This is a genomic window from Dysgonomonas hofstadii, assembly GCF_014196915.1.
Classification (GTDB): domain Bacteria; phylum Bacteroidota; class Bacteroidia; order Bacteroidales; family Dysgonomonadaceae; genus Dysgonomonas; species Dysgonomonas hofstadii.
The window spans coordinates 265,317-291,145 of record NZ_JACIEP010000002.1; the positions used below are offsets into that span (position 1 = coordinate 265,317).

The 25,829-nt window shown below is 34.6% G+C and carries 21 protein-coding genes and 1 pseudogene; 9 read left to right on the forward strand and 13 right to left on the reverse strand.

The features are described 5' to 3' along the window. Positions 1 to 8: 8 nt before the first annotated feature. Together GGR21_RS03140 and GGR21_RS03145 are read left to right on the forward strand one after the other, a co-directional pair. On the forward strand, positions 9 to 2,519 hold the full coding sequence (locus tag GGR21_RS03140) for a hypothetical protein (RefSeq protein ID WP_221232897.1): 2,511 nt from the start codon (positions 9 to 11) through the stop codon (positions 2,517 to 2,519). A 36-nt stretch (positions 2,520 to 2,555) separates the two neighbouring features. Continuing rightward, complete coding sequence (locus tag GGR21_RS03145; protein ID WP_183305716.1) at positions 2,556 to 5,483, forward strand: tetratricopeptide repeat protein; 2,928 nt, start codon at positions 2,556 to 2,558, stop codon at positions 5,481 to 5,483. Here the strand turns inward: GGR21_RS03145 and GGR21_RS03150 are convergent. The 5 genes from GGR21_RS03150 to GGR21_RS03170 all read right to left on the reverse strand — a co-directional run bounded on the left by GGR21_RS03150 (position 5,475) and on the right by GGR21_RS03170 (position 12,451). Beyond that, on the reverse strand, positions 5,475 to 6,731 hold the full coding sequence (locus tag GGR21_RS03150; protein WP_183305717.1) for a DNA sulfur modification protein DndB: 1,257 nt from the start codon (positions 6,729 to 6,731) through the stop codon (positions 5,475 to 5,477). The genes GGR21_RS03145 and GGR21_RS03150 overlap by 9 nt on opposite strands. A gap of 9 nt (positions 6,732 to 6,740) precedes the next feature. Beyond that, complete coding sequence (locus GGR21_RS03155) at positions 6,741 to 7,175, reverse strand: hypothetical protein (protein ID WP_183305718.1); 435 nt, start codon at positions 7,173 to 7,175, stop codon at positions 6,741 to 6,743. Between the two features lie 108 nt (positions 7,176 to 7,283). Further along, positions 7,284 to 8,393, reverse strand: coding sequence for a phosphoadenosine phosphosulfate reductase domain-containing protein (locus GGR21_RS03160; protein ID WP_183305719.1), 1,110 nt, complete (start codon positions 8,391 to 8,393; stop codon positions 7,284 to 7,286). Next, positions 8,377 to 11,571 carry a hypothetical protein gene (locus GGR21_RS03165; protein ID WP_183305720.1) on the reverse strand — a complete coding sequence of 1,065 codons (3,195 nt, stop codon included), beginning with the start codon at positions 11,569 to 11,571 and terminating at the stop codon, positions 8,377 to 8,379. Before GGR21_RS03165 ends, GGR21_RS03160 begins: the two co-directional genes overlap by 17 nt. Then, complete coding sequence (locus GGR21_RS03170; RefSeq protein ID WP_183305721.1) at positions 11,561 to 12,451, reverse strand: DUF4007 family protein; 891 nt, start codon at positions 12,449 to 12,451, stop codon at positions 11,561 to 11,563. Before GGR21_RS03170 ends, GGR21_RS03165 begins: the two co-directional genes overlap by 11 nt. 150 nt (positions 12,452 to 12,601) lie before the next feature. On the opposite strand from GGR21_RS03170, the gene rhuM reads away from it, so the two are divergent. After that, positions 12,602 to 13,570, forward strand: coding sequence for a Fic family protein (gene rhuM, locus GGR21_RS03175; RefSeq protein ID WP_183305722.1), 969 nt, complete (start codon positions 12,602 to 12,604; stop codon positions 13,568 to 13,570). 18 nt (positions 13,571 to 13,588) lie between these two features. Further along, the gene (locus tag GGR21_RS03180; RefSeq protein ID WP_183305723.1) at positions 13,589 to 14,635 is read left to right on the forward strand and encodes a DUF2891 domain-containing protein; all 1,047 of its coding nucleotides are present in this window, start codon (positions 13,589 to 13,591) and stop codon (positions 14,633 to 14,635) included. A gap of 288 nt (positions 14,636 to 14,923) precedes the next feature. Here GGR21_RS03180 and GGR21_RS03185 read toward each other — a convergent pair whose 3' ends face one another. From GGR21_RS03185 to GGR21_RS03200, 4 genes and pseudogenes are all read right to left on the reverse strand, one after another. Then, positions 14,924 to 15,373 carry a helix-turn-helix transcriptional regulator gene (locus GGR21_RS03185; protein ID WP_183305724.1) on the reverse strand — a complete coding sequence of 150 codons (450 nt, stop codon included), beginning with the start codon at positions 15,371 to 15,373 and terminating at the stop codon, positions 14,924 to 14,926. A 469-nt stretch (positions 15,374 to 15,842) separates the two neighbouring features. Beyond that, positions 15,843 to 16,841 (reverse strand): lysylphosphatidylglycerol synthase transmembrane domain-containing protein, encoded by a 999-nt coding sequence (locus tag GGR21_RS03190; protein WP_183305725.1) that lies wholly within the window; start codon positions 16,839 to 16,841, stop codon positions 15,843 to 15,845. A gap of 2 nt (positions 16,842 to 16,843) precedes the next feature. Then, entirely contained in the window at positions 16,844 to 18,013 is a 1,170-nt protein-coding gene (locus tag GGR21_RS03195) for a glycosyltransferase family 4 protein (protein ID WP_183305726.1), read from the reverse strand. A gap of 545 nt (positions 18,014 to 18,558) precedes the next feature. Beyond that, positions 18,559 to 18,753: pseudogene (locus GGR21_RS03200) on the reverse strand (tyrosine-type recombinase/integrase); the annotation flags it as partial. A gap of 290 nt (positions 18,754 to 19,043) precedes the next feature. Between GGR21_RS03200 and GGR21_RS03205 the strand changes: the two are divergent. From GGR21_RS03205 to GGR21_RS03225, 5 genes are all read left to right on the forward strand, one after another. Next, entirely contained in the window at positions 19,044 to 20,273 is a 1,230-nt protein-coding gene (locus GGR21_RS03205; protein WP_183305728.1) for a site-specific integrase, read from the forward strand. Between the two features lie 68 nt (positions 20,274 to 20,341). After that, complete coding sequence (locus tag GGR21_RS03210; protein WP_183305729.1) at positions 20,342 to 21,556, forward strand: site-specific integrase; 1,215 nt, start codon at positions 20,342 to 20,344, stop codon at positions 21,554 to 21,556. Positions 21,557 to 21,558: 2 nt separating this feature from the next. Then, a complete protein-coding gene (locus GGR21_RS03215) occupies positions 21,559 to 21,927 on the forward strand; it encodes a virulence RhuM family protein (RefSeq protein WP_183305730.1) in 369 nt (122 codons plus the stop codon). 326 nt (positions 21,928 to 22,253) lie between these two features. Continuing rightward, positions 22,254 to 23,300, forward strand: coding sequence for an MACPF domain-containing protein (locus tag GGR21_RS03220; protein WP_183305731.1), 1,047 nt, complete (start codon positions 22,254 to 22,256; stop codon positions 23,298 to 23,300). Between the two features lie 54 nt (positions 23,301 to 23,354). Beyond that, entirely contained in the window at positions 23,355 to 23,552 is a 198-nt protein-coding gene (locus GGR21_RS03225; RefSeq protein WP_183305732.1) for a histone H1, read from the forward strand. 400 nt (positions 23,553 to 23,952) lie between these two features. Here the strand turns inward: GGR21_RS03225 and GGR21_RS03230 are convergent, their stop codons facing one another. From GGR21_RS03230 to GGR21_RS03245, 4 genes are all read right to left on the reverse strand, one after another. Beyond that, positions 23,953 to 24,279, reverse strand: coding sequence for a DUF6922 domain-containing protein (locus tag GGR21_RS03230; protein WP_183305960.1), 327 nt, complete (start codon positions 24,277 to 24,279; stop codon positions 23,953 to 23,955). A gap of 111 nt (positions 24,280 to 24,390) precedes the next feature. Continuing rightward, entirely contained in the window at positions 24,391 to 24,690 is a 300-nt protein-coding gene (locus GGR21_RS03235; RefSeq protein WP_183305733.1) for a helix-turn-helix domain-containing protein, read from the reverse strand. A 41-nt stretch (positions 24,691 to 24,731) separates the two neighbouring features. Next, positions 24,732 to 25,031 carry a DUF3876 domain-containing protein gene (locus GGR21_RS03240; RefSeq protein WP_183305734.1) on the reverse strand — a complete coding sequence of 100 codons (300 nt, stop codon included), beginning with the start codon at positions 25,029 to 25,031 and terminating at the stop codon, positions 24,732 to 24,734. Then, the gene (locus GGR21_RS03245) at positions 25,028 to 25,339 is read right to left on the reverse strand and encodes a helix-turn-helix domain-containing protein (protein ID WP_183305735.1); all 312 of its coding nucleotides are present in this window, start codon (positions 25,337 to 25,339) and stop codon (positions 25,028 to 25,030) included. The genes GGR21_RS03240 and GGR21_RS03245 overlap by 4 nt, the downstream gene beginning before the upstream one ends. Between the last annotated feature and the right edge of the window lie 490 nt (positions 25,340 to 25,829).

The following is a 25,829-nucleotide window of genomic DNA, read 5'->3' on the forward strand; positions in this document are numbered from 1 at the left end:
CCTTTATAGTGAAAGGATTTCAATTATCACAAATTATAAAACTTCTAACTATGTTTGATATTACCAATGAAGAACTTTTCAAACTTTTATATTCTAGCCCCAACGAAAAAGAGGTGGATAAGATTATTCAAAAATATCCAGATGTTTTCAAAGAAGAGAATTGGGCTCCATTAGGAGGTAACCCAAGTAATTTTGGTGTAATTGAGAATCAACAATCTAATCCAATTGCAGCATTAATTGAAAAATTAACAAATTCTATTGATGCTATCCTCATGAAGAAATGTTATGAAGTAGGAATCAATCCGAAATCGACAGAGGCTCCTCAATCAATGGAAGAGGCAGTTCGGTATTTTTATCCAAATGAATATAAGAATTGGGATTTAGCGACTTTCAGGAAAAAACAGTCGGAGAATTTGCAGATTCTAGCTCATGGAGATAAATTAAATCCTTCTTTAATCATTTATGATGATGGGGAGGGGCAACATCCAGATAATTTTGAGAACACATTTCTTTCTTTACTAAAAGGTAACAAAAATGAGATCCATTTTGTACAAGGTAAATATAATATGGGAGGAAGTGGTGCAATCGTTTTTTGTGGAGAAAAAAGCTATCAATTAATCGCGTCTAAGCGATATGACAATACGGGAAAGTTTGGTTTCACATTAATAAGAGAGCATCCTTTAAGCAAAGAAGAAGAAAGAACTAAGAAAAACACTTGGTATGAATATCTTATAATTAATGGAAAAATTCCAGCATTTGGCATAAAAGAAATTGATTTAAATCTTTATAATAGAAAATTTAAGACAGGAACAATAATTAAATTATATTCATATGATTTACCATCTGGAAGTCGTTCTGTTATTTCGAGAGACTTGAATCAGAGTATCAATGAATATTTATTTAATCCTGCATTACCTATCTTTACAATTGATACAAAAGAAAGGTATCCTGATGATATTAACTTAGAAAGGGACCTATATGGATTGAAATATAGATTAGAACAAGAGGATAATAAATATATTGAGCAAGATGATAGTTTTTCCGAAGTTTTTAATGATGAACTTTTTGGAAAAGCAAAAGTTTCTTGTTACATATTCAAAACTAGAATTAAAGATAAATCTGTAAAAGAGAGTAGGGATACTATAAGAAGAGAATTTTTTAAAAATAATATGTCTGTTTTATTTTCTATTAATGGGCAAGTACATGGAAATTATAGTTCAGAATTTATATCTCGTGCATTAAAACTAGATTTATTGAAAAACCATTTATTAATTCATGTTGATTGCTCTGAAATGAATTATTCTTTTCGAAAAGAACTATTTATGGCTTCCAGGGACAGATTAAAGGATAGTAAAGAAACGAGAGCTCTAAGAAAATTTCTTGCAAAAAAGCTAGGAGCCACTAATGGAAGATTATCTGAAATTGAAAAAAGGAAAAGAGATTCTATTTCGGTGGATGCTGGAGATACAAAGGATCTGCTTCGCTCGTTTACAAAGAGTTTTCCTATGAACAGTGAGCTACTTAAACTTTTAGGTCAAACATTTAAACTTGAACAAAAAAAGGAGAAACCAGACATAAAGAAAGAACCTAAACGAAAGACTATAAAAGAAGATTTTGAACCGTTTAAACCTCAACGATTCCCTTCATATTTTAAATTAAAGGGGCATAATGATGGGGAAAAAGAGGTTGCTAAAATTCCATTAAATGGAGAGAAAAATATTCGTTTTGAAAGTGATGTAGAGAATCAATATTTTGATAGGATAGAAGAACCTGGAATATTAAGAATCGCATTATTAAATTTTAAAGAAAATGAAAACTCAGGTGGAATTAAGCCCGGGAAAATAGATCAGATAGAAGATGTCTTCAATGTTAATGTTAGCAGTCCAAAAGATGGTACAATAAAAATATCAATGAATCCCAAAAAGGAAGTCAAAGTTGGGGATGCTGTCAAAATGAAAGTGACACTAGAAAGTCCGGGTAAAGAATTTGATGAGATATTCTGGGTTAAAATAGGTGATTCTGAAGCAAAGAAAGAACCTTCAAAAAAAGAGAAAGATGCAAATGATGATATGCTTGGTCTACCCGAATTCATATTAACATATAAAGAATCAAAAGAGAATGCTATAACATGGGAACAAGTCGAAGAAGCTACTTCTGAAGATATAGATTATAGAACGGTAATGTACCCATTGGTAAAAGGAGATTCTTTAGAATGTATTTATATTAATATGGATAGTACTGTCTTAAAATCATTCAAATCTAAGTATAAGAATGCAGATGAAAAACAATTGGAGTTAGCTAATCGGAAATATATTTCATCGGTGTATTTCCATACACTTTTTCTTTACACAATAACAAAAAATAATAAATATAGAATTATTCAGGATATAGATAATGAGAAAAACTCTCTTGATATTGGGCTAGATAGATACTTAACAACTCTCTTTCAAAATCATTATTCCGAATTCATTTTGAATTTTGGAGGCACCAATGAATTAATGCAAGGCTTAGGAGAATAATATTTGAAATAGATGTTTTTATTAAAATAAATCATTTTGGAAAAGAAAAATAATTTACTATCTGATACAGAAGCTGCGATATATTTGGGAATAACCAAAGAATTACTATTCGCTTATGTGAAAAATGCGCCTAAAAAACATAAAGGAGAAACTAGAAAATTATCTTCAGTTACTTCTAATGGTCAAAATTATTTTACCAAAGAAGAATTAGATAGTTTTGATGCTTATCTGAAGGAGCCTTGGTCAGCTCCTACAGAAAAGCGTCCTCCAATTCCTACATATATTCGAGAATATCTAAAAATTGAAATTCAAGGAAAGTGCCCTATCTCAGGAAATGGGTATCCTTTAGAAGATGCTCATATAGTTCCTTATTGTGAATCCTTCAGCCATCACCATCACAATATTATTAGAATATCGGGAGATGCACATACAAAAGTGGACAATGGAATAATATCAAAAGAGATATTAATACAAACAAAAGAAAAACTAATTCAAAATCTGAAGCAGAAAATTAGAGAAAACATACAACTAAGTCGATCAACATTTGAAGTGCCAAATCCACATCCTCTCTATATAGGACGACAAGAACTTATCAGAGACCTAGTTGGAGCTATGAGCGAGACACAGCTGGTTATAATTGAAGGTATAGGAGGCATCGGAAAATCTCAACTTCTCCTTCAAGCAATTCATGGGACAGTAGAATACTATAATCCCGTTGTTTGGATCGATATTGAACAAATAGAATCATATGCAGACTTTCTAATTCTTTTCAATAATGCAGTATATGAGTATTTGAAAGTTAGCTTTACCGATTCTGGATTTAAGATTCTAGCAGGTGTACAGATAACATTTGTTTTTGATAGTTTGGAAAAACTTTTAATTGCTGAAAGAGATGAAGTTGAAGATTTTATTAGAGAACTGTTGTCCGAGGCTCCTATGATCCAATTGCTTATCACCAGTCAAATTGATTTGTCATTATTTGACATACCTATGAAGGTATTTAAATTAGATGGATTAAATAAAAAGGAAAGTACATCTTTAATTGACAATTTATTAAATGAAGAATTTAAAATTAATGTTTCTGAATTAAACTGGATATTAGATTTTTGTAATGGTCATCCACTGTCAATAAAGTTAATATCTACACTTATAAAATATTACCGTTCGACATCACGAGTTATTCAATTACTGAAGTATTCAGAGAAAGTACAGCATCCAACCAGACAAAGACAAAATAAAAATACATCTTTATCTGTTTGTTTAAATACAATTTATAATATTCTCAATGAAAAACAAAAAGAGATTCTGCATTTTCTTAAATTTTATCCAGCAGGAATGATATTAGATTTTGCGCAGAAAAAATATAATGATGTTTTATTTTTTAATAATATTGCAAACCTTCAACAGTTTTTCTTTATTGAGATAAAAGATGACATTCTTGCTATCGAACGACTTGTCATTCCTAATCCTATTCGTTCATTTTTAAAAATAGAAATTGAGAATGAAGATAAGAAGCTTGATATAGAAATCGAAAAAGAAGCTATAACTGAAATAATGCTTAGTGCGGTTATAATAGACCTACATTATATATCCACAGGTCATTATGGAGCCCCCTCATATGGGATAATGCGTTTGGAAGTTGAGATTCCCAATTTGTTATTTGCAAGTAATACAGCAAATGCCCGTGCTATTCAATATGAACAATTAAAAAAAATTGAAGTTAGAGATAGTTATCTAAATATTGTATCAGGGATATCAAGTGCAATCGGACAGTTCTGTTTCACAAGAACATATTATAAGCTTGGAATTTTGTTTGCAGAATTAGGTATCAATGCTTATATTAAATTAAAGGAGTATTCTTTTGCGTCCACTCAATATCTATATCTTGCACAAATGCAAGCCAGACTATTTGATATTCAAGGGCTGGAAAATACTATAAAAAAGATAAAAATATTGTTGAGTCAGTCCGAAGAAAGTGCTGTATTAATAAATACTAGATGGATAGAGGGAATGTTGAATTTAGAACTCAATAGGTATAGTCAGGCTAGAGATAATTTTAGTGAAGCTAAAATAACCTTAGAAAAAATTATTCAAGAGTTTGAATATGATGAATCTGATGATATTGCAATTGTTTCCAGGGATTCAGATATAGGTAATATTGAGTTGTTAAAATCATATATAGCAAAGACATATGAAAATGAGAATAATTATTCCGAAGCAATTTCTATTTATAAAGAAATAATTGACAATCTGCCAGAGAATTTTCCAGAAGGCAATGTAGCTAGTATTTATCATCATTATGCTTATTGTTTATCTCAAACAGAGAAAAAGGAGGAAAGTATAAAATATTATTCTTTAGCAATAAATAATTTTAGTACAATTGGAAATTTTGACTATTTGGCAAATTCTATCTCAGACTTAGGATTATTTATAGTTGAAGGGTTTCCGGAAGTTATTAATAACTTAGATATAGATGAGGATTTGATAATTGAATCTCTGAAATGTATTAATACTCATCTAGCAAACATTCCTGATTTTCTCGAGCGAATGAAAAATAATCCTGATATTATCCCATTTGAATTAATAGGCAAGATTATGGGAGTTATCAAGGCTTTAAGCTTTTCTCAATATTCAGAAATACTTTGTGAATGGGTAACAAGTCTACTTAATGAAATTTCTCTTGACCTTTCGAAACCGAGTTACTTTGGAGCAATGGTTAATCTTGCTCACTGTATAGGCGGAGTAAACGATTGGAAAGACATGCCTGAAAACAAACGCATTGTAGTTAACTCAATCCTACAATGTTGTATAATTATTAATGCTGGTCCAGATTTGAAAAGTAAAACACGGATTTTTTACTGGTTAGCAAAATGGATGCAATTTACAAAACTGCAACCTGATGCTACAGCAGAAAACCTTTGGGAACAAGCATTGAACTCTTTTAAAAAAGAATGGTTACTTTAATTTTTTTAGCAAATTATTAACACTTTTAATCTCGACATTTAATGCAGCAGCATACTTACTCTTTAAAGACTCGAATTCTTTTGTAGTAAGTGTGCTTTTATCATACAGAAACATTAGTAAATATCTAGTCAATGTTGCGTTTCCCATTATCATTGTGTTGTCTACAGGCTCCCAGAGAACATTTATCCATGGTTTTTGAGATATAACCATTTCTTCTTTAGATAAAACTTCTATTACTTTATTTATTGGAATATTTTTCCGTCGATGTATCTCCATTATTGCCTGGATCAATGGATGTAACGCTACAGGCCTAAAGTATAACAAACCTCCATCTTTTTTATTCCTAAATTTTTCTGCTGGAGTTTTATTATTAGAAGATATGAACTCTTTCATTCCTTCTAGCTTTGAACAAAAAGTGTCCCAAAATTTGACTAAATATTCTTGAAATTCTTCAATTTCATTTTGATTAGCTCTATACTTTAGAAATTCATCAATTTTAGCTTTTGAATAAAGTTTAGACTGGTTATCTTTCTTCGTTTTATAGTATTTAAAAATCTCTCTGTGGCATTCATACAATGTAATTAAAGAAGTGAAAGAAGTCTTGTCTGTATCTGATAAGGCCTTAGAATTTGTTGCTCTAACTCGATCTTTCATAAACAAGGGATATGTTTCTAACAACTCTCTTGTAACAATAGCTACAATATCATCTTCATCCAAGGCAATAATATCACCTAAACTTACAGGCTTTGCATATCTATTTAAGGTCGAGAATATTCTTCGCGTCTTCTCCATACCTTCAGGTGTTTTACTATGTCCGATAAGAATAGCTCCAATAGTTTCTTCTCCTAATGCTGGGTTTTCTAATATAGCCTTTTTAATACCTTCTACTCTATGTTGACCATCTACAGGGAAAATTTTTTCTTCGCCATTAAGTTGTAAAAACCCCATATTGTAATAATCAACATCCTGAAAATCAACCTTCATCTCACTCCATTTAGGTTCCCCATCATATACAGCTAAGACTAGTGAGTTAAAAAAATGTTCTTTTTGTGTCAGAATGTAATCTTTAATTTTATTATGGTTATCTGTCAACGCCCGTTGAATTTGCTCCTTCAAGGAATTTGAGGTGTGTAATTCATCATCAATACATTTAATTCGAGTAGCTATTTGATTAAATGTAAATGTTGTGATGTAATAAGTAAATGTACCTATATATCCTCTTATTGCTGGAATATTAATCTTGCTCATATTAAAAATTTAAAATGCATCAACAGGTTCTTCAAACTCTATTTTATCTGGAATTTCATCATTAAAAGGAGGAAATACAGCTCTAATCAAATTGTTCTCTGTTCGGTCAATAAAAATATTATCAGAGGCTGGGTAATATCTAAAAAACAAATAATCTTTCCAATATTTAAGAAGATTAAATATTTTAGGACGAGGGTTTAGTTTATTCAATTCTGCTAAATATTCTTTAGCTCTTTTTCTTATATTTTGATGATCTGTACATTTACATCGACCAATATAAGCTAAATAGAATTCAGCAAATGGAATGCTAACTCCTTTTATAATAAACATATATATGCCCCCAATGTTATTCGGTAGGTTTTTAATTTCATCAGAAACATCATCTCCAGTATCATTCAAATATTTAATGGGTGCTGACCAATTTTCTTCAGCTACTATATGCATATTATTAACAGGATTATCAGACCACCTTGTGGGTGTTAAATAATATGTTACATCATATATTTTGTTTTCGTCATATCTATGTACAAAAGCATCGGCCCTCATTCGTTCTTATATAAAGCAGTTTCCACAAACAATATTCTCTGCATCCACTAAATTATGGATTAAAAATTCAGATTTCTTATTATTAGCAGAACTTATCTGCTTTTTTATTGTCATTTCTTTTATTTGTTTAATTCGCTCTGGTTTAATTAAATCTTGAAGAGATTCTCCTTGTATCCAAGTAAAATCATCCTTTTCATACTCCATTGCTGCTTTAAATTTGTCTGGATGTTGTTCATAAAGCCATATCCATTCTATTTTTTGTTGAAAAAAACAAAAGAAGCAACCCGATCGACTTCTGGCATATTCTCCTTTTTGCCCGTCAACTTCAAATTCTATTTTATTATAGTATTCAGGAACGCCGACTCCACTCTCTTTTAGAAGCCTAAAGATATCATCTCTATTTAGATTGTCTTCATGATTTAATAGAGGGTACTCTTCTATATTGGAGATTGGATAATTTTTATCTTTCAAATACTGAAACATAACTTTATTAAAGGTCGTAGCACTTACATCCAACAATGAATTGAACTTTTTAGATAAAGTAAATTTATTATCCTTTGGAAGCTTCAAAATATCTTTAACCCCTGAAAATGTCTTGCTATCTGCTAACCCTTTGTAGAGTAATAGATGTTCTTGCATATTGCTGTTATCAAAAAATCTATGCAAGATTTCAAGACTCCAGATATTCCTGCGAAATGGAAAGATTGATTGAATATTAGTTTTTGTAGAAATATATCCCTCTCGATCTTCGTCTCCTCTTATGCCTACATAAGAAATAGTTTGATCATCTCCAACATGCTTTTCAAACGGTTCTAATTTCAACTTTTGCGTACACCATCTATTTTGTACCGAAGGCATATAATTCCCTTGAACCTGTAAGAAATAATCGAAAGGATTAAAATTTGGATTGTCAACCCCACTTAGGCGTACTATTTCTTTTCCAAGATATGTTTCAAGACGTCCAATTAGAGCTAGAGTCTCGTCTAGTTCTTTTCCTGTATCACTGAAATAATACTCAATATTTAGTTCAGGATAATTATTCTTTAGATAAATTGCCAGTGCAGCACTATCCTTTCCTCCTGAGATACCCAATAAGTGCCTAACCTTTTGTGTCATCTTTTGTTTGTTCTTGAATAAGCTTACTTAATATTACAATATTAGAAGACTTATCTGTTGTTAATTGTTTCCTAATTTCCTGTTCTATCGGCTCTATTTTCTTTAATCTCTCTTTAGATATTCGAATTGTTTTTTTGAAACTTCCTGTATTAACAGAGCTAATTTCTAGTTGATACATATCTTCTTTTTCCGGATCTATATCATGCTTTGCTAATTTACACAAATTATCTAATTCATCAATCGTTTCTTGGAGCCTTTCATATAAGATATACTCATCTTTGTCTGATATTTTATCTAAAGATTTATTTAACAAAGCTTCCGATATTGAACTTATCCATGTATTTCTAATGTCAATTGCAGACATAACTCGCTGATAAAAAACCATTTGCTTAGGAGTAAGCATTGGCTTCTTTATTCCTTGAAATCTTCTTTGAAATCTAGCTTTATATTCAGGGAATGTCTCATCACTTCCTAGAATATCATTTACTAAATAACGTTCTATACGATTAATAAGCTCCTCATAGCTTGTCCGAATTTCCTTTACATATGATTGTAACGTTTTTATAAAATCGTTTGTTTTAATAGAATCTTTCGCAATAATATTTAAATCATAGCCTAAAGCTGCTGGAATATCTTCAAAGAATGCTTTTTCCGGATCTTTAGCATGTTTGATAGCCTCTCTAAAAACAATAGCATTTTTTGATATCCTTTTTGTTGTTTGTCCATATGGGGGTAATGATAAATAAAATACAAGGAAAGGCTTTATTATATTTATTAGCTTTTCATTATTTATTGTGTCTGACGTTTCTATATTAAGAAATTCTTGATAAGAGTTATAGAGTTCTAATTTAATTCCAGATACATCAAATGCCTTTATTTCAAACTTTTGAGGCTGTTTGGATAGTAGCTCCAAAGATGCCATATCTATATCTGGATGATAAACCCCTTCGTAAAAAAGCGCAAACTCATCTTGATTAATAAACAAGAATAATGGTAACCAAAGTTCGATAAATCCATATTTTAAATTGAAAGGTTTCTTTTGTAATAATTCGATTAATTCGACAGGGCTAGTACGCGCTGCTTTGGTTTTTTCAATAAAACTGATACAGGTTTGCCATAATAATTGATAGGATGGATCAGTAGGAGCTTGGAGATGACCATTGCTATGGATACCTGTAGCTTTTAATAGTGTCAGATAGATAGTTTTATGAGCAGGAAATTTATCATCATCAAGACCTAGATTTGGTTCAGTTTGATTCTTTATAAGTGCTTCAATTAAATTTTTCTTAGCGAACTGAATTGCTCCAGATAATTTGCTCCTATTTATTAACTCATTTCTTTGAATTGGCGTTCCATAGTAGACAGAATCACAGATATCAGTAAGTACTCTGTTTAGTTTTTTACCACTAGTTATAATCTGTTTTTCGCCTTTAAATACCCAATATAGATTATTTTCTGATGATAACAAATAATCTGTCATATAGGAAGAGAGTTGATTCTGATAATCCTTTAATAACACTTTCAAGTCATCAACAACGATTAAATCATCTCTAAATTTATGGATAATAGCTTTTATTTTTTCTATGTCTATAAGAAGTGAATAAATCTTACCCTCTTCTTTATATAGGCAATACAAAATTGCATCTTCGTTTTTTTTAGATAACTCTTTTAAATCATTATCATCTATGGTTTTAGAGAATATGATATTAATAATACCATCATAACTATTCTCAATACTTATGATAGGCTCGGTTGATAATATATAAGAGAATAATCGAGGAGTTCCTGTTCTATAAAAATGTCCTTTTGCTAGTATATGAGGTAGTTCAATATTTTGTTTTAGAAGTGTTTCAAAATTAGAATTTGGAATTTTGGCTTTCAACATTTCATCTTCGATGTCAATATCAGAGCCCCCAACAATCCTAAATCTATTATAAAAACTGGAGTAGCTTATTACTTTATATTTTTCCAAATCTTGAATAATATCTTCAGATTTTTTTATATTCAAGCTAAGTTCTGAATATCTCTTCAGAAAATTAATGTCAATAATCCCATTCGCGTCCCCTAATAAACTCAATAACCCTATGACCTTGATAATATTTTTATAATTGGAGCTATTATCGAATATTGATTCGACCCTATCTAGTGCCGATTCTATATATTTCCATCTCAGATAATCTGGATTATACTTTGAGGTAATAAAAGAATTATGATTAAATAAAAGATAATCATACACACAGCTTAGATTATAAAACGGATTATGTTCTTTATCAAAATTGTTTATTGACAAATAATCATTAGAATCAATGAATTGAAATAGAGACCGTTCATTTTGTCCATATTTTTGTAGAGCCTTAGTTAGTATTGCGGCAGATATTATATCAAATGGCTGTAACGATCGAGCAGAATCTTTATTTAAATGGTCTTTAAGAGGGAATATTTTAGCATCTTTTACTATCTCTAATAATTTATCAACATTAAGATTATCAGCTTGTGAATTTAATCTTCTTGAAGCCAAATATAATAGATGTTCGACGGGCTCATTAAATGTTATTTCTTTAAAACGCCCCTTTACTTTTTCCCATTCATTCATTTGAGAATGAGATAAACCAAAAGAATAGGATGTAAATCCTTTATGTAAAGCAGTAAGGAAAATAATACGATTTTGAAAATCGTTGGCAAATTCTGCTAGTAACTGTATAAAATAGAGCTCTTTTTCGGGACTATTATTTGTTGCGTATTCTAAAAATTTCCCAAATTCGTCGATTACCAATAATAATGAGAGTCCTCTTTTATGTAGATTTTGATAATATTTTTTGAATTCTTCAATTATAGCTTGTGGAGACGTCTCTCCTTTATATTTGAGAAAAGAAGCAAAATAGTCAGCAATGGATTGATAGTTTCCTATTATTGGTAAATATTCAAATTGCTCCGGTTTAAGAGTATCTATTGATTCTGTGAAATATATAGTCTTTTTATTTAGATGCCTTTCTAATGCCCATAAAAAAGAAGATTTTCCTGTGCCATAAGAACCGATCAAATTAAAAGAATGCGCTCCTGATAAATAATTACTGATTATATGATCAAATAATAACTGTGTATTAGGAGTGGCAATATAGTTTATTTCAGTATTTAAATCTCGGATAATATTTACGGATGGAGTATATTTATTTGTCATAATAATTACTTAAAACTTGCCACTTATCAAATTGTTTATTGAACTGTAATGTTTGTATACCTGCTGTTGAAGAAAAGATAATACCAGAATAGTTTTCTTCAATTTCTTCGAGATATTTGTATAAATCTTCTTTTGATAAAGAGAAGGTTTTCCCTGGAGAGTTATTACCGTTCCACAACTCGTTAAAATCAAGGCTGAGGCTATTTTTTGCTTCATTTTGATCAAGTATAGCATAAAGAATTATCTCGTATGGGAGTCCAATTTTAGCTTTACTGCTAATATCATATTTTTTCACTTCACTTTTATTATTCTCCTCTTTTTCTTTTTTGCGAGCTATTGGAAGCATATAAATAATATTCAATTCAGAGAAGATTGTTGTATACAAATCTTCAATTTCTTCTTGCTGATCTTTAGGTGCCAAAAACATACGCCTAAAAACAGAGATGTCGGAATTTAGAGTTTTCTGATTGTAAATGTTCTCCTTTTCCATAAGACTCTTTAAATAAGAGTGTAGCTGTTCCTCAGAAAATTCAAGGGCATTGTATTCCCTGTATTGGTTAAAGAATATATTGTAGATCGAAGCATAGCCAGTTTTTATTAAATTATATAGTAATAACCATAAAGTTCCATAATCTTCTAGATATTGATCTTTTCCATTCTGTCCAAAGATATAATTGGAAATATCTGTTAATTCCCATCTTTCATTACATAAACCAAAAGCTTTCATCCAATAGCCAATAGAGCTAACCATGTTTTTTCCAACGCCTAAGTCTATTACTGCTGTCTCCTTGGAGAAGCTTTCTCCATGGATTAGAAAATCATATCCTTTTTTCAGCCAAGTCTGCTTACAGACAAACGTCTCGTGCCCAGAAAACCTCATTCTTTATGTGGATTAATAATTTATTATAAAGGTAACAAAGGTACAAAAAGGATTTATATAGAAGATGCTTCAAGGTCATAAGAAAGAATGAAATAATTACTCCAAATATCTTGTTTTAATTATTTTTACATAAAAATATCAGACTTAGTAATGAACAAAGGACAAATCATAATATATCAAGCATCAGATGGTAGTACTAATCTAGATGTTAAACTAGAAAACGATACAGTTTGGCTTACACAAGGTCAAATGGTCGAATTATTTGAATCTAGTAAAGCAAATATCAGTGAGCATATTAAAAATATATTTGAGTCAGAAGAACTAGATAATTCAACTGTTCGGAATTTTCGAACAGTTCGAAAAGAAGGAGAGCGTGAGGTTGCTAGAGAGCTTGAATACTATAATTTAGATATGATTATTGCTATAGGCTATCGAATAAATAGCAAACGAGGCACTCAATTTCGTATCTGGGCAAACAAAGTTTTAAAAGAATACCTTGTCAAAGGGTTCGTTATTAATCAACAAGCAAAAATAAAACAATTACAGGAAGCGTTAGATTCCATTAAAGTATTGACAGGCATAGCCTCAAGGCAAGTATCAGATGACCAAGCAAAAGGTATATTACAAGTTATTAACGACTACGCACATGGTTTGGATATCCTTGACCAATATGACCACCAAAAACTGGCAATAGAAGAAAGTGATACTAAAGAACAATTCAGGGCAACATACGAGAATGCCAAAGAAGCCATAAAAGAGCTTTATGATAAGTTCGGCGGTAGTAATTTGTTTGGAAATGAGAAAGACCAATCTTTCAAGAGTTCTATTAATACTATATACCAAACTTTTGATAGGGCAGAATTATATCCAAGTGTTGAGTTAAAAGCTGCCATGCTCTTGTATCTAGTAACTAAAAATCATTCTTTCAGTGATGGCAACAAACGCATTGCAGCATTCCTGTTTATCTGGTTCTTGGATAAGAATAATATCCTTTATAACTCAGATGGAACAAAGCGAATTGAAAATAATGCCCTTGTGGCTCTTACTCTTATGATTGCCGAAAGTCGGACAGAGGAAAAAGATATGATGATTAAAGTAATAGTGAATCTAATAGGATAATATAATCATTACAAGCCTATGAAAAAGCTTTTATTTATCTTCCTACTATTTTGTGGATATATCAATGCCCAAACACTGGATTTGCAACAAGCAGAAAAGATATTCAAGCTGCCTGTTCACTGTATCGAAGTAGAATATCCGAATAAACTGGGACAAGTAATAGGTAGTGTTGACGACCTGAAAAGCCCGAAGGAATTACGTCCAATATTTTACGGCTGTTTTGACTGGCATTCCTCTGTACACGGGTATTGGTCTATTATAAAACTATTAAAAGACTATCCTCAACTGGATGAATCAGGAACAGTAAGAAACATTCTAAATAGAAATATAACTACAGAAAATGTATCCGTTGAGTCAGCATTTTTTCAGGATTATAATAACCGGAACTTTGAACGTACCTATGGCTGGGCATGGTTATTTCAACTGCAAAGCGAACTATACATATGGAAAGATGCAGATGCTCAACGCTGGTATCAAGCACTGAAACCTTTAGCTGATATACTCGCAATCAAATACGAGGAATACCTGCCAAAGCTCAATTATCCTATCCGCACAGGACAGCATGATAATACAGCTTTTGGCCTATCTCTATCTATCGACTATGCCAGATGTATAGGAGACAAGAAGTTTGAACAGTTAATAATCGAACATGCTAAAAGGTTATATAAGAATGATGTAAACTGCAACCTTTCTTATGAGCCCAGTGGCAATGATTTCCTGTCTCCCTGCCTTGAAGAAGCTTTACTAATGAGTAAAGTATTGGATGCACAGGAATATAAAGTATGGTTAAAGGCATTTCTGCCGGAAATGTTCCAACCTGATTTCTCACTAGAACCTGGAAGAGTTTCAGACCGCACAGATGGACATTTGGTTCACCTCGATGGATTAAATTTCAGCAGAGCAACCTGTTTGTATTTTATCTCAAAGAAATTACCTGAGCTAAAGCATCTGAAATTAATTGCTGATAATCATCTTAACTATTCGTTAGGCAATATTACTGATGATGATTACATGGGCAGTCACTGGCTAGGCACTTTTGCCCTTTATGCTTTAATGAGTAGATAAACCATTATCGGCAAGATTCATTTAAAATCAAGCCTAAAAACGCCTCTTTTTTGCCGATAACGGCAAATTGGTTATTATGTAAATCATGTTTGAGAATATAAATCTTCCATAAAATGGGAATCTATCGTTAGTCCATACAGATAGCTAATTGTGCATATTTGCATAATTAATGCTTAAAATGTGGTATTATTGTGGATGTAGACATAATTATAATCAAACCGGATGTTATTGCTTCAAGAGTGAAATATAGATGTTCGGAGAAAAACCTTACACAAATACACTGAAGAATTATTGTTTTAGTTCACTTGTGGAGAGATTATAGAATCGTTTGATTTCATCAATTTCTTCTTTGTTACCTCTCTCTAACACACGCTTAATAACAGCATATTTGCTTTTACCCCAGTTGATTTTATCAAAATCCGTATCCCAGAAAAGTATTCTGCGGATATGAGGATGTGCAGGAAAAAGATTTGCAAGTTCTTTCTCTCTATACTGTTTTATATAGTAATGGGTTTGAAGTATGGCAAGGAATCCTTCTTCCAGGTTTAATGAAGAATCTATTTTTAGAGCTTGTTCTGTTGTTAAGTTCCGTCTGCCAGCAATGATCGCATTAATTGTCTGGTATGGAATGCCTGTCTCTTCAGCCAAAGCACGTTGAGTAAGATTTTTCTTTTTCAATTCCCTTTCAATAAATTTTCCAGGATGAATGCCTTTAATTATATCTATTCGACTATCCATATAATTACTCTTTTCACAAAGATAATATCGAATAAACAAATATGTCTACATTTGATTTATTTTGTAGATAAATTTATTAGATAATAATTTGTACATAAAACAATAATTATCTATTTTAGTATTTGTAAATTAGGCGATTAAGAAACTCTTTGAAAGAGCGTGTACAAATCGTGGACTATAAAATTCTAATACTTATAACAACTGAATAATCAATGGCTTACGGGAATAGTTCATTTCCGTCAACTTCATAAATGAGCAAAAGCCGGCAATCAGTGCGTCATTGAAGTGGATTATATTTATCCCCGGATGCTCTTTACAGGTTTTTCTAATCTTTCTGATTAATGTTAAAAAAAATAATAGTTTAGAGCCTTTGTTATCAAAAATAAGGCGATGTACTTTACATTTTTTCTCCATTCCTGTTACTAACTGATAACACTGATTTTCCATTCCTCCTGTTGATGGAGGAAACTTATGACTTACGAACAATACTTCCATGAACTTTAACCGTATTTTTTATTTTTTTCTGTTGTATATATAATAATGCTGCTATTCCACTCCAAAATAATTGTCTTGTACGCCGGAGAATAGAAACCGACAGCCACAGGTCGGGGGAAGAAATCCCGAACAGGTACAAAACAAATTTGTTTATTAATTCCTCTACTCCCAACTGGCCGGGTATGAATGCAACAGTCGATTTCATCACAATTATCAAAGTATCCAGAAATAAACCATCCCATATAGTAACACTATAATTCAAAAAATATAAAATAAAAAATAACTCTAAAGAGTTCAGTATCCATTGTAGTGTGTACAGAAAGAATGCCATTGTTGTTTCCCCGGGACGTTTCCGTATATACCGGGCTAATAAGGAGCGCATTTCGGTTATATGAAATATAATTTTTTGCCATTTTTTTTCTGTAACTGACTCTTTCCTGTCTTTACCTTTCTTTAGCAGCACAAAAAACAGGATGGTTATAAAAAACAATACTACGAAGAAACACAGATAGATAAGGAACATTATATCGGGAGAAATTCTGGCAGAAAGATAGAGTATAAACCATATAAGCAATACAACAAGCAGTAAAAGCTGACTCAATGTCATCAGGATACGTCCCAACAGAACAGACTGATATGCGCTTTTTTCTTCTATGCCATTATTCATCAGCATTCTGGCATTATACAGTTCTCCGGCAATCACCCCGGTAGGATTGAACAAAGTAATTGTATTTCCTACATGTCTTATGGCAAATAGCTGAAGTAGAGAAGGACTGTTGGCAGAGTCGATACAATATCTCCAGCCCAGCGTACCCGCCAGATACGCAAAAAAAGTAGCTATTAATATCAAAAAACAGTAAACGCCCAGTTGTTTTACCAGACGGACAGATTCCCCAATATCAGTTCCCTGCAGGAAAATAACAAAACAGGCGCATATACTGATTATCAGCAATAGCTGCAATATTTTTTTCATTCTCAGGCTACAAAAACATCAAGATCGAGCGTCAGAGATTTCAGGTCTTCGAAATATATTGAAGCCAGATTTTCCCAAACATATTTTTTACTTATTTCTATGCTATTTTCAGAAAACTGTTTTGCGAGCCTGGACTGGTCGCTTATTTCAACTATCCTATCCAGATAATCCAGTGCATTGTACGGACTGCATCTGAATCCGTTAAAGCCATCTTTAATAAAGTCTTTACTTCCTCCCCCATCGGCAATTACACAAGGAAGTCCAGAAGCCATTGCCTCTAAAACCACATTGCCAAAAGTTTCTGTAACGGAAGGAAAGAAGAAGACGTCTGCTGAGGCATAAATCTCCGGCAACCTGTCATGCCCTACATGACCCAGAAACATGGCGTTCGGCATTTGTTTTTCTACGGCTTCCCGTGCTGCACCTTCGCCCACAACCACAAAGTTATAGTTAAGGTTCTGTTTCTCTATCAATTCGTAGAGATCGATCATTGTTTGCAGGTTTTTTTCCCAGACAAGTCGGCTTACGAATAGAATAGAAGGATTGTCGTTTCCGGTAATAGCTTTCATTAATTCCGTATTACGTTTATTCGGAGAAAACAAATGCTTATCGATACCCCTTTCCCATAATTTCATAAGTTCCGGGTTAACTCCTTCATCCGATAGTTCCTGCATAATGCTAACTGATGGAACATAAACTGTATTGCATTGGTTATAGAATGACTTAAGCATTTCCCTGACCCGTTGTTTTGTAAAATCGACGAAAAGAGGAAACTTCTTGAAGTAATATTCCACATAGCTGATAAAATGTGTATGATAAATCGTGGTAACCGGAATACATAACCGTTTTGCAAACTTCAGTGCATAATTACCTAACAATGAAGGGGTGGATATATGTACAAGATCAGGAGAGAATAAGCGTATTTGTTCATCCAACTCAGCTTTTTGTAACAGAGGCGTTGCAAATCTATACCCTTTGTTGCCTGGTACTCCTAATGTAGGTACATGTATGCATTTAAAATTTCCTATCTGATCAGGCCCCAGCCCACATACAAACAAAAACTCGAACTCACTGGAAGGTATCCTGTTTATTAATTGAAACATTGTCCTGGATGCCCCATCAAAATCAGCGATTAAAATGTCCGCAAAAAACACAATTTTCGTTCTATCCATCTGCTTATATATCTTGTTACTAGTAGTTTGAGACTAAAACAAAGGTTGATAATTAATATTATCTACTGATGACGAAAGGGTTAATAACCAATCAAGAAAGGATCACAAAGGTTTTAAGCACATTTAAAAGTTACCCCGGTAAAAACTGCAGTTTCAGTTCCTATATATGTATTTGAAGACATAAATAACCACGGACAAAAAGAGAAAAAAGGAAAGGAAATTGCCGATGTTGCCGTATCGAACGGAACAGATATTGTATTGAAAGACTCTGAAGATAAATATAATTTACCTATAGGTAATGGATGTTTATTCACTCCTACAGTATAAAATATAATCATTGACACCTTACCTTCCTTTAATTAACTTTATATATGTTCAGCAATAGCTCGCGTTATTAATAAAACCTCTTTTATCTCCTCTTCTTTTTTATTCTCAGCAGCTTATCCTTACAGGAGCGCTCTGGTTCTTTTTAAGCACGTTCGGAAAATGAGATATAAATATTACAAAACTGGCCGCAAATACGACCAGTCCTGCTAGATATCCAATTATTGAACATAAAATTCTTTCATATCATTAAATTCCTTGCTGACCTTATTTACCTCCTCCTTTATCTTCTGATTGAGTACACGGGCATAAATTTGCGTGGTAGTGATATTTGTATGGCCGAGCATTTTTGATACACTTTCAATTGATACACCTTTGGTCAGCATTATCGTTGCAAATGTATGGCGTCTCATGTGGGTAATTCACTCTAAAACAAGCAAAAGCGGATTACAGTAAGTATAACGTAAACGGTTTATAATGAATAGATTTTCTCTTTTTTGTGTATTATCAGAAATCAGATTCCGGCAAAATATTGCAGTATTTCTGTTACCAAACCGTTAGCCGGGTTGTTACCGGAATACCGACAGGTAACAATGCATTGTGAATCGGATTCTTTTGTTCTGAACCACAATGTTTTGCATAACAAAGAGCACTTGTATAACCGGTAACTTTGCCTATCGGCAAAGTCCACAAAATTATAAGTGTTATGAAAGTAGAAAAATTTAAGGTTTTGCTTTACCTGAAAAAAAGCGGTTTAGACAAGTCGGGTAAAGCTCCTATCATGGGGCGCATCACCCTGAACAATTCCATGTCGCAGTTCAGTTGCAAACTGTCCTGTACGCTTAGTTTGTGGAATCCCCGCGAGAGCCGTCTGGACGGCAAAAGCCGGGAAGCCATTGAAACCAATCAGAAAATTGAAAAGTTGCTGTTAGCCGTTCATTCTGCATTCGACAGCCTTATGAAACGCAAAAAGTTTTTTGATGCTGAATCCGTAAAGAACCTGTACCAAGGGAGTATGGGTACACAAATGACTCTGCTTGCCCTTCTCGACCGACACATGGAAGAACTGAAAGCCCGTGTAGGAGTAGATGTTGCCCCGACTACACTGGCAACCTATAAATATACCCACCGTTCGTTAGGCAAGTTTATCAAAAAGAAGTTCAGAACCAAAGACGTGGCTTTCGGACAACTCAACGAGCAGTTTATCCGGGAATACCAGAACTTTGTTTTGCTCGAACAGGGATACGCAATGGAGAGTGTCCGCCATTATCTGGCAATCCTAAAGAAAATCTGTAAGATCGCTTTTAAGGAAGGTATTTCCGAGAAACTCCATTTTGCCCACTACAAATTGCCCAAACAGAAAGAAACCACTCCCAAGGCATTAAGCCGGGAGAGTTTTGAAAAAATACGAGACTTAGCGATTGATCCCAACCGTCATTCGCATCTGCTTACCCGTGACTTGTTTCTCTTCGCCTGCTATACAGGTACTTCTTATGCCGATGTAGTCCGTATTACAAACGAAAACCTTTTTACGGACGAAGAAGGAAGCCTTTGGCTCAAATACCGCAGAAAGAAAACGGATTTCCAAGCCCGCGTTAAACTGCTGCCTGAAGCGATTGCGCTGTTGGATAAATACAGGGATGAAAACAGGGAGAGCCTGTTCCCGATACAATCGGCGGAAGTTGTACAGCTCAATATGCGGGGGCTTCGGATTATGGCAGATATAAAGCAGCCAATCTCCTATCATTCAGGCAGACATAGCTTCGCCAGCCTGATTACGCTCGAAGAGGGTGTACCGATAGAAACCATCAGTCGGATGCTCGGGCACAGCAATATCCGGACAACCCAAGTCTATGCCCGTGTTACCCCAAAAAAGCTGTTCGATGATATGGATAAGTTTATAGAAGCAACTACTGATCTAAAGTTAGTTCTCTGATCTTTCATCATACAACTTAGTATAGATCATTACAAATAGTATAAACCATCAAAAAACAGAGAATAGCCATGCGTAGTACATTCAAACTATTATTTTATATCAACAAAAACAAAGTAAAGACCGATGGTACGACAGCCGTTCTATGCCGTATCAGTATTGACGGCAAACAAACGGTTCTTACAACAGGACTCTACTGCCAACCGGGCGACTGGAATGCCCGTAAAAGTATAATCAAAACCGAAAGAGAGAATAACCGCCTTTCGGAGTTCCGTAAGCGTGTTGAACAGACTTATGAACATATACTGAAAGAGCAGGGAGTTATCAGCAGTGAACTGCTCAAAAACACGATCATTGGCGTAAATTCTACTCCGACCATGCTGTTACAGGCAGGTGAAGTAGAACGGGAACGCTTACGGCTTCGTTCGATCGAGATCAACTCCACAACAAGCTACCGACAATCGGGAATATCACAGAGAAACCTCCGGGAGTTTCTTCTTTCAAGGGGGATGGAAGATATAGCCTTTTCGGATATTACCGAAGAGTTCGGAGAATCATTCAAGCTGTTTTTGAAAACCGTAGGGGAACGCAGAGCCGGTTATATCAATAAATGTATCACATGGCTCAACCGCTTGATGTATATCGCTATTGATCAGGAAGTATTAAGGAGTAACCCGCTTGAAGATGTGAGGTACGAGAAGAAAGAGCCACCCAAACATAAGCATATAAGTAAGGAGAATTTGAAACACCTGATGGAAACCCCGATGCCAGACGAGCGTTTAGAGCTAATCCGCAGGGCGTTTGTCTTTTCGTCGCTGACCGGGCTTGCCTACGTGGATATACACCGCCTGTATCCCCGGCATATCGGTAGAACAGCCGGAGGCAGACTATATATCCGCAAACAGCGGGTAAAGACAAATGTGGAAGCTTTTATCCCCCTGCACCCGATAGCAGAACAGATACTGATGCTCTACAATACCACCGATGACAGCAAACCCGTATTTCCGTTGCCCGTCCGTGACAGGATTTGGTATGACATCAATCAGATAGGTACATTAATAGGATTGAAAGAGAACCTCTCCTACCATCAAAGCCGCCACAGTTTTGGAACGCTGGCAATTTCGGCAGGACTTTCCATCGAGAGCATTGCCAAAATGATGGGGCATGCCAATATCAATACGACACAGGTTTATGCCGGGATTACGGAACAGAAAATATCCGAAGATATGGACAGGCTGATGAAGCGAAGAAAAACAATGCAAAACAGTGAAGTTAAAACCAAATAATCATGGAAAATAGAAGAATTATAATATCAGATGATGGAATGGTAATCGTTTCGGATGAAGTAAAAATGAATATTGGTGAAATTGCCGACTTGTTCGGCATATATTACCGGACGGCAAAGCAACATATCCGCTCTATTGAGAAAGCGGGTATTACCACAGGCGATAACACGATGGGTGGCTCTGTTGAAAGGATGAAAGTTTACCCCGATTATTATGGACTGGAAATGATTATCGCTATTGCTTTCAGGGTACAGTCGCCAAAGGCAGTAGTATTCAGAAAATGGATACAGGAGAAAATTGTTTCGCGTATAGGAAGAAAGTCAATTCGATTGATTGAAGATTGGCGGGATCAAAACTTTTCTCTTAACTGATGACAAACCAAGCATAGTACAATATATTGCCGGCAGGCTTCTACAGGGAAAGAAAACCGAGCCGTTGTATAAACTGACAGATATGAATTACGGCATGACAGTATTCGGTATTATGATGGGAGGTATGGGTAGCAGCTTTGACGAAGAAGAATATACGGAAGAGGAAGAAAACGGATTTTAAGCTTAACAATCATAAATATCGGAACGGTACGGGTTGCCGATACAAAATGAGTATTTGCAGAATTTAGATTATATACGAATGATCGGTAATACTACTTGCTGAATTTATTTTTATCTTTGAAATAGTTTTCAATAAGATCATTTGTATGAGAAATTCTTTCTGTTTTCTACTCTCTCTTATCCTGTTAATTGTCTCCTGTTCGGATGACAATGATGAACAGAGCCCTATACCAGAACCTACCCCCAATCCTGAAAAGGTAAATCCTTACAAAACAGGAGCCGATCTGTCCTGTTCAAAATCGCTGCATTGGGAAAACAAAGGTTTGTCGGAAAACTATTATATGCTTGGGTATGGATTCGATGCTACAGGTAAATATGCCCATCCGGCATGGGTGAGAAACAAAATCATAGATGTAGACAGCTATGAAGCAGATAGTGAGGGATCAGCGTCCCTCTTTAAAGTGCTTTCCGGTAGTGCAGAAATAAATATTTTCGGAACAAAAAAAGAGTGTCTTACGAATTTGGCCTCTTTAGCCGGATTTGATAAAAGCGAAATAAATAAGCACAAGAATCTATTTAAAGCTACTTTTGAATCAACCTTTGTAAATGACACTTCGTATCCGAACCTTGACTATTATTATTCGGGCTATTCATCCGTTTCAGCTATATATCTTGCCCGTTTTATATATAGCTCCAGATATATGAATAAATACCTTACAGAAGCGTTCAAATCTGATCTTCAGTCATTGTCTGCTGATCAAATTATAATAAAATACGGAACTCATTTACTCACCGAGGTTTATGTCGGAATGAGAATCGATTACCTGTACAGGGCAAATTCTTCTGATCGGGATGTACTCAATAGATGGTCCGGATATAATGCCTTTTATTACTTTCAAATACCGACATCGGGATTAACTGTTTATAAACCCGATATTGAAAATCCTCAGAAGGAAAATATTTATATAGAAGTAGTAGATGGCAGACAAGCAAAACCTAATTCATGGATGATTGATATTACCAATTATGAAGGTACACCTGTAACTTTTGAGGGTTGGGGCAAAACAGAAAATACTGATTTAGCCCTTGTAAATTTCACAGATAAAGCACTGATTCCTATTTACGAATTGGTACAGGATATGACTAAAAAAGAAGAATTACGCAAAGCTTATGAAAAATATTTGAATGAATAGCTTATTCATAACTTTGTATATAAGATAATTAACAAATAAACAGAATTAAAAAACATGAAACAGTTAACAGACAATTTGAATCAGTTATTTGCAGAATTTGCAAAAGACGCAGCCTTACAGGTAGAAAACGGAAATAAGGCGGCGGGAACCCGTGCCCGCAAAGCGTCTTTGGCGATTGAGAAAGCATTGAAGGAATTTCGTAAAAAATCAGTTGAAGCCTCAAAGAGAATCATAGCAATAGAAAAATCATGAAAAAGTTGTCTGATATGTAAAGACAACTTTTTTGTTTTTATCCTTATTTCATCTGAACACAAACATAAAAGAAGGGAATAAAACGTCAAGGCTGAACAAAGTATTTTGCCAAATCTTCCTTTCTCGTTCCTCGAAAGAGTATTTACCAAAATAGCCTTGCCTGATTTATTCCCTTGCTATTAGGGGGTGTTTATCAGTTGTAAAAAGGAAAATATAATCAAGGGGGGTGGGTTGTGAGAATTACTTATTTCAGATCTTCCGTCCTCTGCTTTTCTTCTTTGGAATCTCAATCTGCTTCCTTTTCCCTGTTTCACTTAAAGATTGAAAGCGTTTGTTTTCTTCCCTGGTCATCCTCCGGACAGAGCAAAGTAGTTGAATGCCATATCGGCCATGAGCGACTTTAAGAGTCCATAAGTGCCTGTCTCGACTGTTTGCATGTATAACATTTGAGTTCCTCCTTTTTGAGATTAAAAACGGCACAAACAAAAGCAATATCTTTATCAGAAAGGATCAATACTTCATCCCGTACGATCCGTCTGACTCCATCCATCCCGCCGTAAAGAGCGAACAAAGCATAATAATCTTCATCCCAGCCTCTTTCTATGACACGCTCCACTACCAGAGCACGCATATATTGCCAGTCGAAAGCAGAAAGGTCGTATTCCCACAATAAGGATGGCCTTAGCTTGGGCTCACGCTTGATTTGTTCTTTCCAGTCAGACCACATCTCATTTTTGTTTAGATTACAAAAATAAGCGTTTATACTTGAATTGCCATCATGTTCCATGCCGATTGATTTAATACGATTGATCTTTATACTCCCTTTTAGTCCACGCCATTACCTAAAACTTTCCCTATAGCCATCTTGCAACAACTTATCGATATCCGATGCCCGGTAGAGGATCTTGCCGCCCAGTTTGATATAGGGAATACGCCCTTCGTTACGATAATCCTGGAGGCTTCTCCGGCTGATCTTTAGTTTCTTCGATAATTCTTCGTCCGTGTAAAAACCTTCTCCGCCCAGTGTCGGTTTGCGGGAGGCGAACAGGCGTTCCATCAGGGAAGAGAGGCGATCCAGTGAAAGGAAAAAGGCCTTAACCCTCTCGTTGTTCTCCGGTGTAATTAATTCGTTTGCCATAACCTTTTTGTTTTAATGATTTATTTGAACCGTTTTTTTACTTAATTCCTCATATAGCTACCCCAGCCTGTGATATGCAATCCGTAAGGCGATTCTTCTTCCGTTAGCCGGCAACGTTTTATCCCCATACAGATATAATTACCGTCTTCATCCAGTTCTACTCCATAGCAGGAATAACTTCCCCGCCCACATTCGGTATCATAGCTGTAGGCAAGCAGGTAATAGTTGCCGTCGTAATCCCGGAAGATATAAATATCGGGATTACCATTCACACTTTCCCAGCCGCCCTGTAGTCGGGCAAGGAAGTCGTTGTTTACCGGATAATCTTCTTCTGTATTCATATTCGTTTACCTTTATACCCGGCGTTTTTGCGTTTGTCTTCCACTACCGGGACGATCTTCTCCACATCCTGTGCTTTGTAGTAGATCTTGTGGTTGATACGGCTAAAGGCGAGTGTCCCGTTATCCCGGAGTGTCTGTAACGTCCGGGGCGATATGTTCAACAGCAGGCATACATCCTGATTGTCGAGCCACTCGCTTGAATCCTTGTCTCCATGCAATCGGCAGAGGGCTTCCATACGACTTGCAAAACTTTCAAACTTCGAGAGCATTCTTTCGAATGTCTGTGCATCGATATTTACTATTTCCATCACTTGATAAATTTATATTGTTCTTAATTGTTTCATCCAAATTTAGGGCATCTACCCTGATCCCGGAAAGCTCCCGACTCCTATGCAGCTATCCGCATAATCTTTCGTCTATCAGGGCTTTCTATCCGGTGTAACATTCACCTTCCTGCTACGAAGTAAAACAGAATAAACCGTACCGCAATGGGTTGATCCACAGGTGGCAGCTTGTGGCGTCGGTTTGGTAGGGGTAGCGGACAGATTTCTTATTTTAGGTGCTGTTTTGAATCTGAAAAAGCAGTTTTTTACTTTCGATATTTCCTATCTGGGTACTCTGAAATGAAAGCGTTTTTTACAGACATTACTCCGGCAGTATAGTATAGCCGATAAGCGAAACGGTGCAGTTTGTACCATTCATTCAATCTTTGCAGTAGCAAGACAATACAGAATCATCCATGTAAACCCGGTTAAGATACGATACTGACTAATAGTTGTTTATTTGCAACTGACAAGC

Bases quoted from the DNA above. Each gene is read 5' to 3' on its own strand.
- GGR21_RS03195 (WP_183305726.1), bottom strand. From the start codon at position 18,013: ATGGATAGAACGAAAATTGTGTTTTTTGCGGACATTTTAATCGCTGAT.
- GGR21_RS03205 (WP_183305728.1), top strand. From the start codon at position 19,044: ATGAAAGTAGAAAAATTTAAGGTTTTGCTTTACCTGAAAAAAAGCGGT.
- GGR21_RS03150 (WP_183305717.1), bottom strand. From the start codon at position 6,731: ATGAGCAAGATTAATATTCCAGCAATAAGAGGATATATAGGTACATTT.
- GGR21_RS03220 (WP_183305731.1), top strand. From the start codon at position 22,254: ATGAGAAATTCTTTCTGTTTTCTACTCTCTCTTATCCTGTTAATTGTC.
- GGR21_RS03160 (WP_183305719.1), bottom strand. From the start codon at position 8,393: ATGACACAAAAGGTTAGGCACTTATTGGGTATCTCAGGAGGAAAGGAT.
- rhuM (WP_183305722.1), top strand. From the start codon at position 12,602: ATGAACAAAGGACAAATCATAATATATCAAGCATCAGATGGTAGTACT.
- GGR21_RS03155 (WP_183305718.1), bottom strand. From the start codon at position 7,175: ATGCATATAGTAGCTGAAGAAAATTGGTCAGCACCCATTAAATATTTG.
- GGR21_RS03165 (WP_183305720.1), bottom strand. From the start codon at position 11,571: ATGACAAATAAATATACTCCATCCGTAAATATTATCCGAGATTTAAAT.
- GGR21_RS03230 (WP_183305960.1), bottom strand. From the start codon at position 24,279: ATGTGGTCTGACTGGAAAGAACAAATCAAGCGTGAGCCCAAGCTAAGG.
- GGR21_RS03225 (WP_183305732.1), top strand. From the start codon at position 23,355: ATGAAACAGTTAACAGACAATTTGAATCAGTTATTTGCAGAATTTGCA.
- GGR21_RS03210 (WP_183305729.1), top strand. From the start codon at position 20,342: ATGCGTAGTACATTCAAACTATTATTTTATATCAACAAAAACAAAGTA.
- GGR21_RS03170 (WP_183305721.1), bottom strand. From the start codon at position 12,451: ATGAGGTTTTCTGGGCACGAGACGTTTGTCTGTAAGCAGACTTGGCTG.
- GGR21_RS03185 (WP_183305724.1), bottom strand. From the start codon at position 15,373: ATGGATAGTCGAATAGATATAATTAAAGGCATTCATCCTGGAAAATTT.
- GGR21_RS03240 (WP_183305734.1), bottom strand. From the start codon at position 25,031: ATGAATACAGAAGAAGATTATCCGGTAAACAACGACTTCCTTGCCCGA.
- GGR21_RS03215 (WP_183305730.1), top strand. From the start codon at position 21,559: ATGGAAAATAGAAGAATTATAATATCAGATGATGGAATGGTAATCGTT.
- GGR21_RS03180 (WP_183305723.1), top strand. From the start codon at position 13,589: ATGAAAAAGCTTTTATTTATCTTCCTACTATTTTGTGGATATATCAAT.
- GGR21_RS03235 (WP_183305733.1), bottom strand. From the start codon at position 24,690: ATGGCAAACGAATTAATTACACCGGAGAACAACGAGAGGGTTAAGGCC.
- GGR21_RS03245 (WP_183305735.1), bottom strand. From the start codon at position 25,339: ATGGAAATAGTAAATATCGATGCACAGACATTCGAAAGAATGCTCTCG.
- GGR21_RS03190 (WP_183305725.1), bottom strand. From the start codon at position 16,841: ATGAAAAAAATATTGCAGCTATTGCTGATAATCAGTATATGCGCCTGT.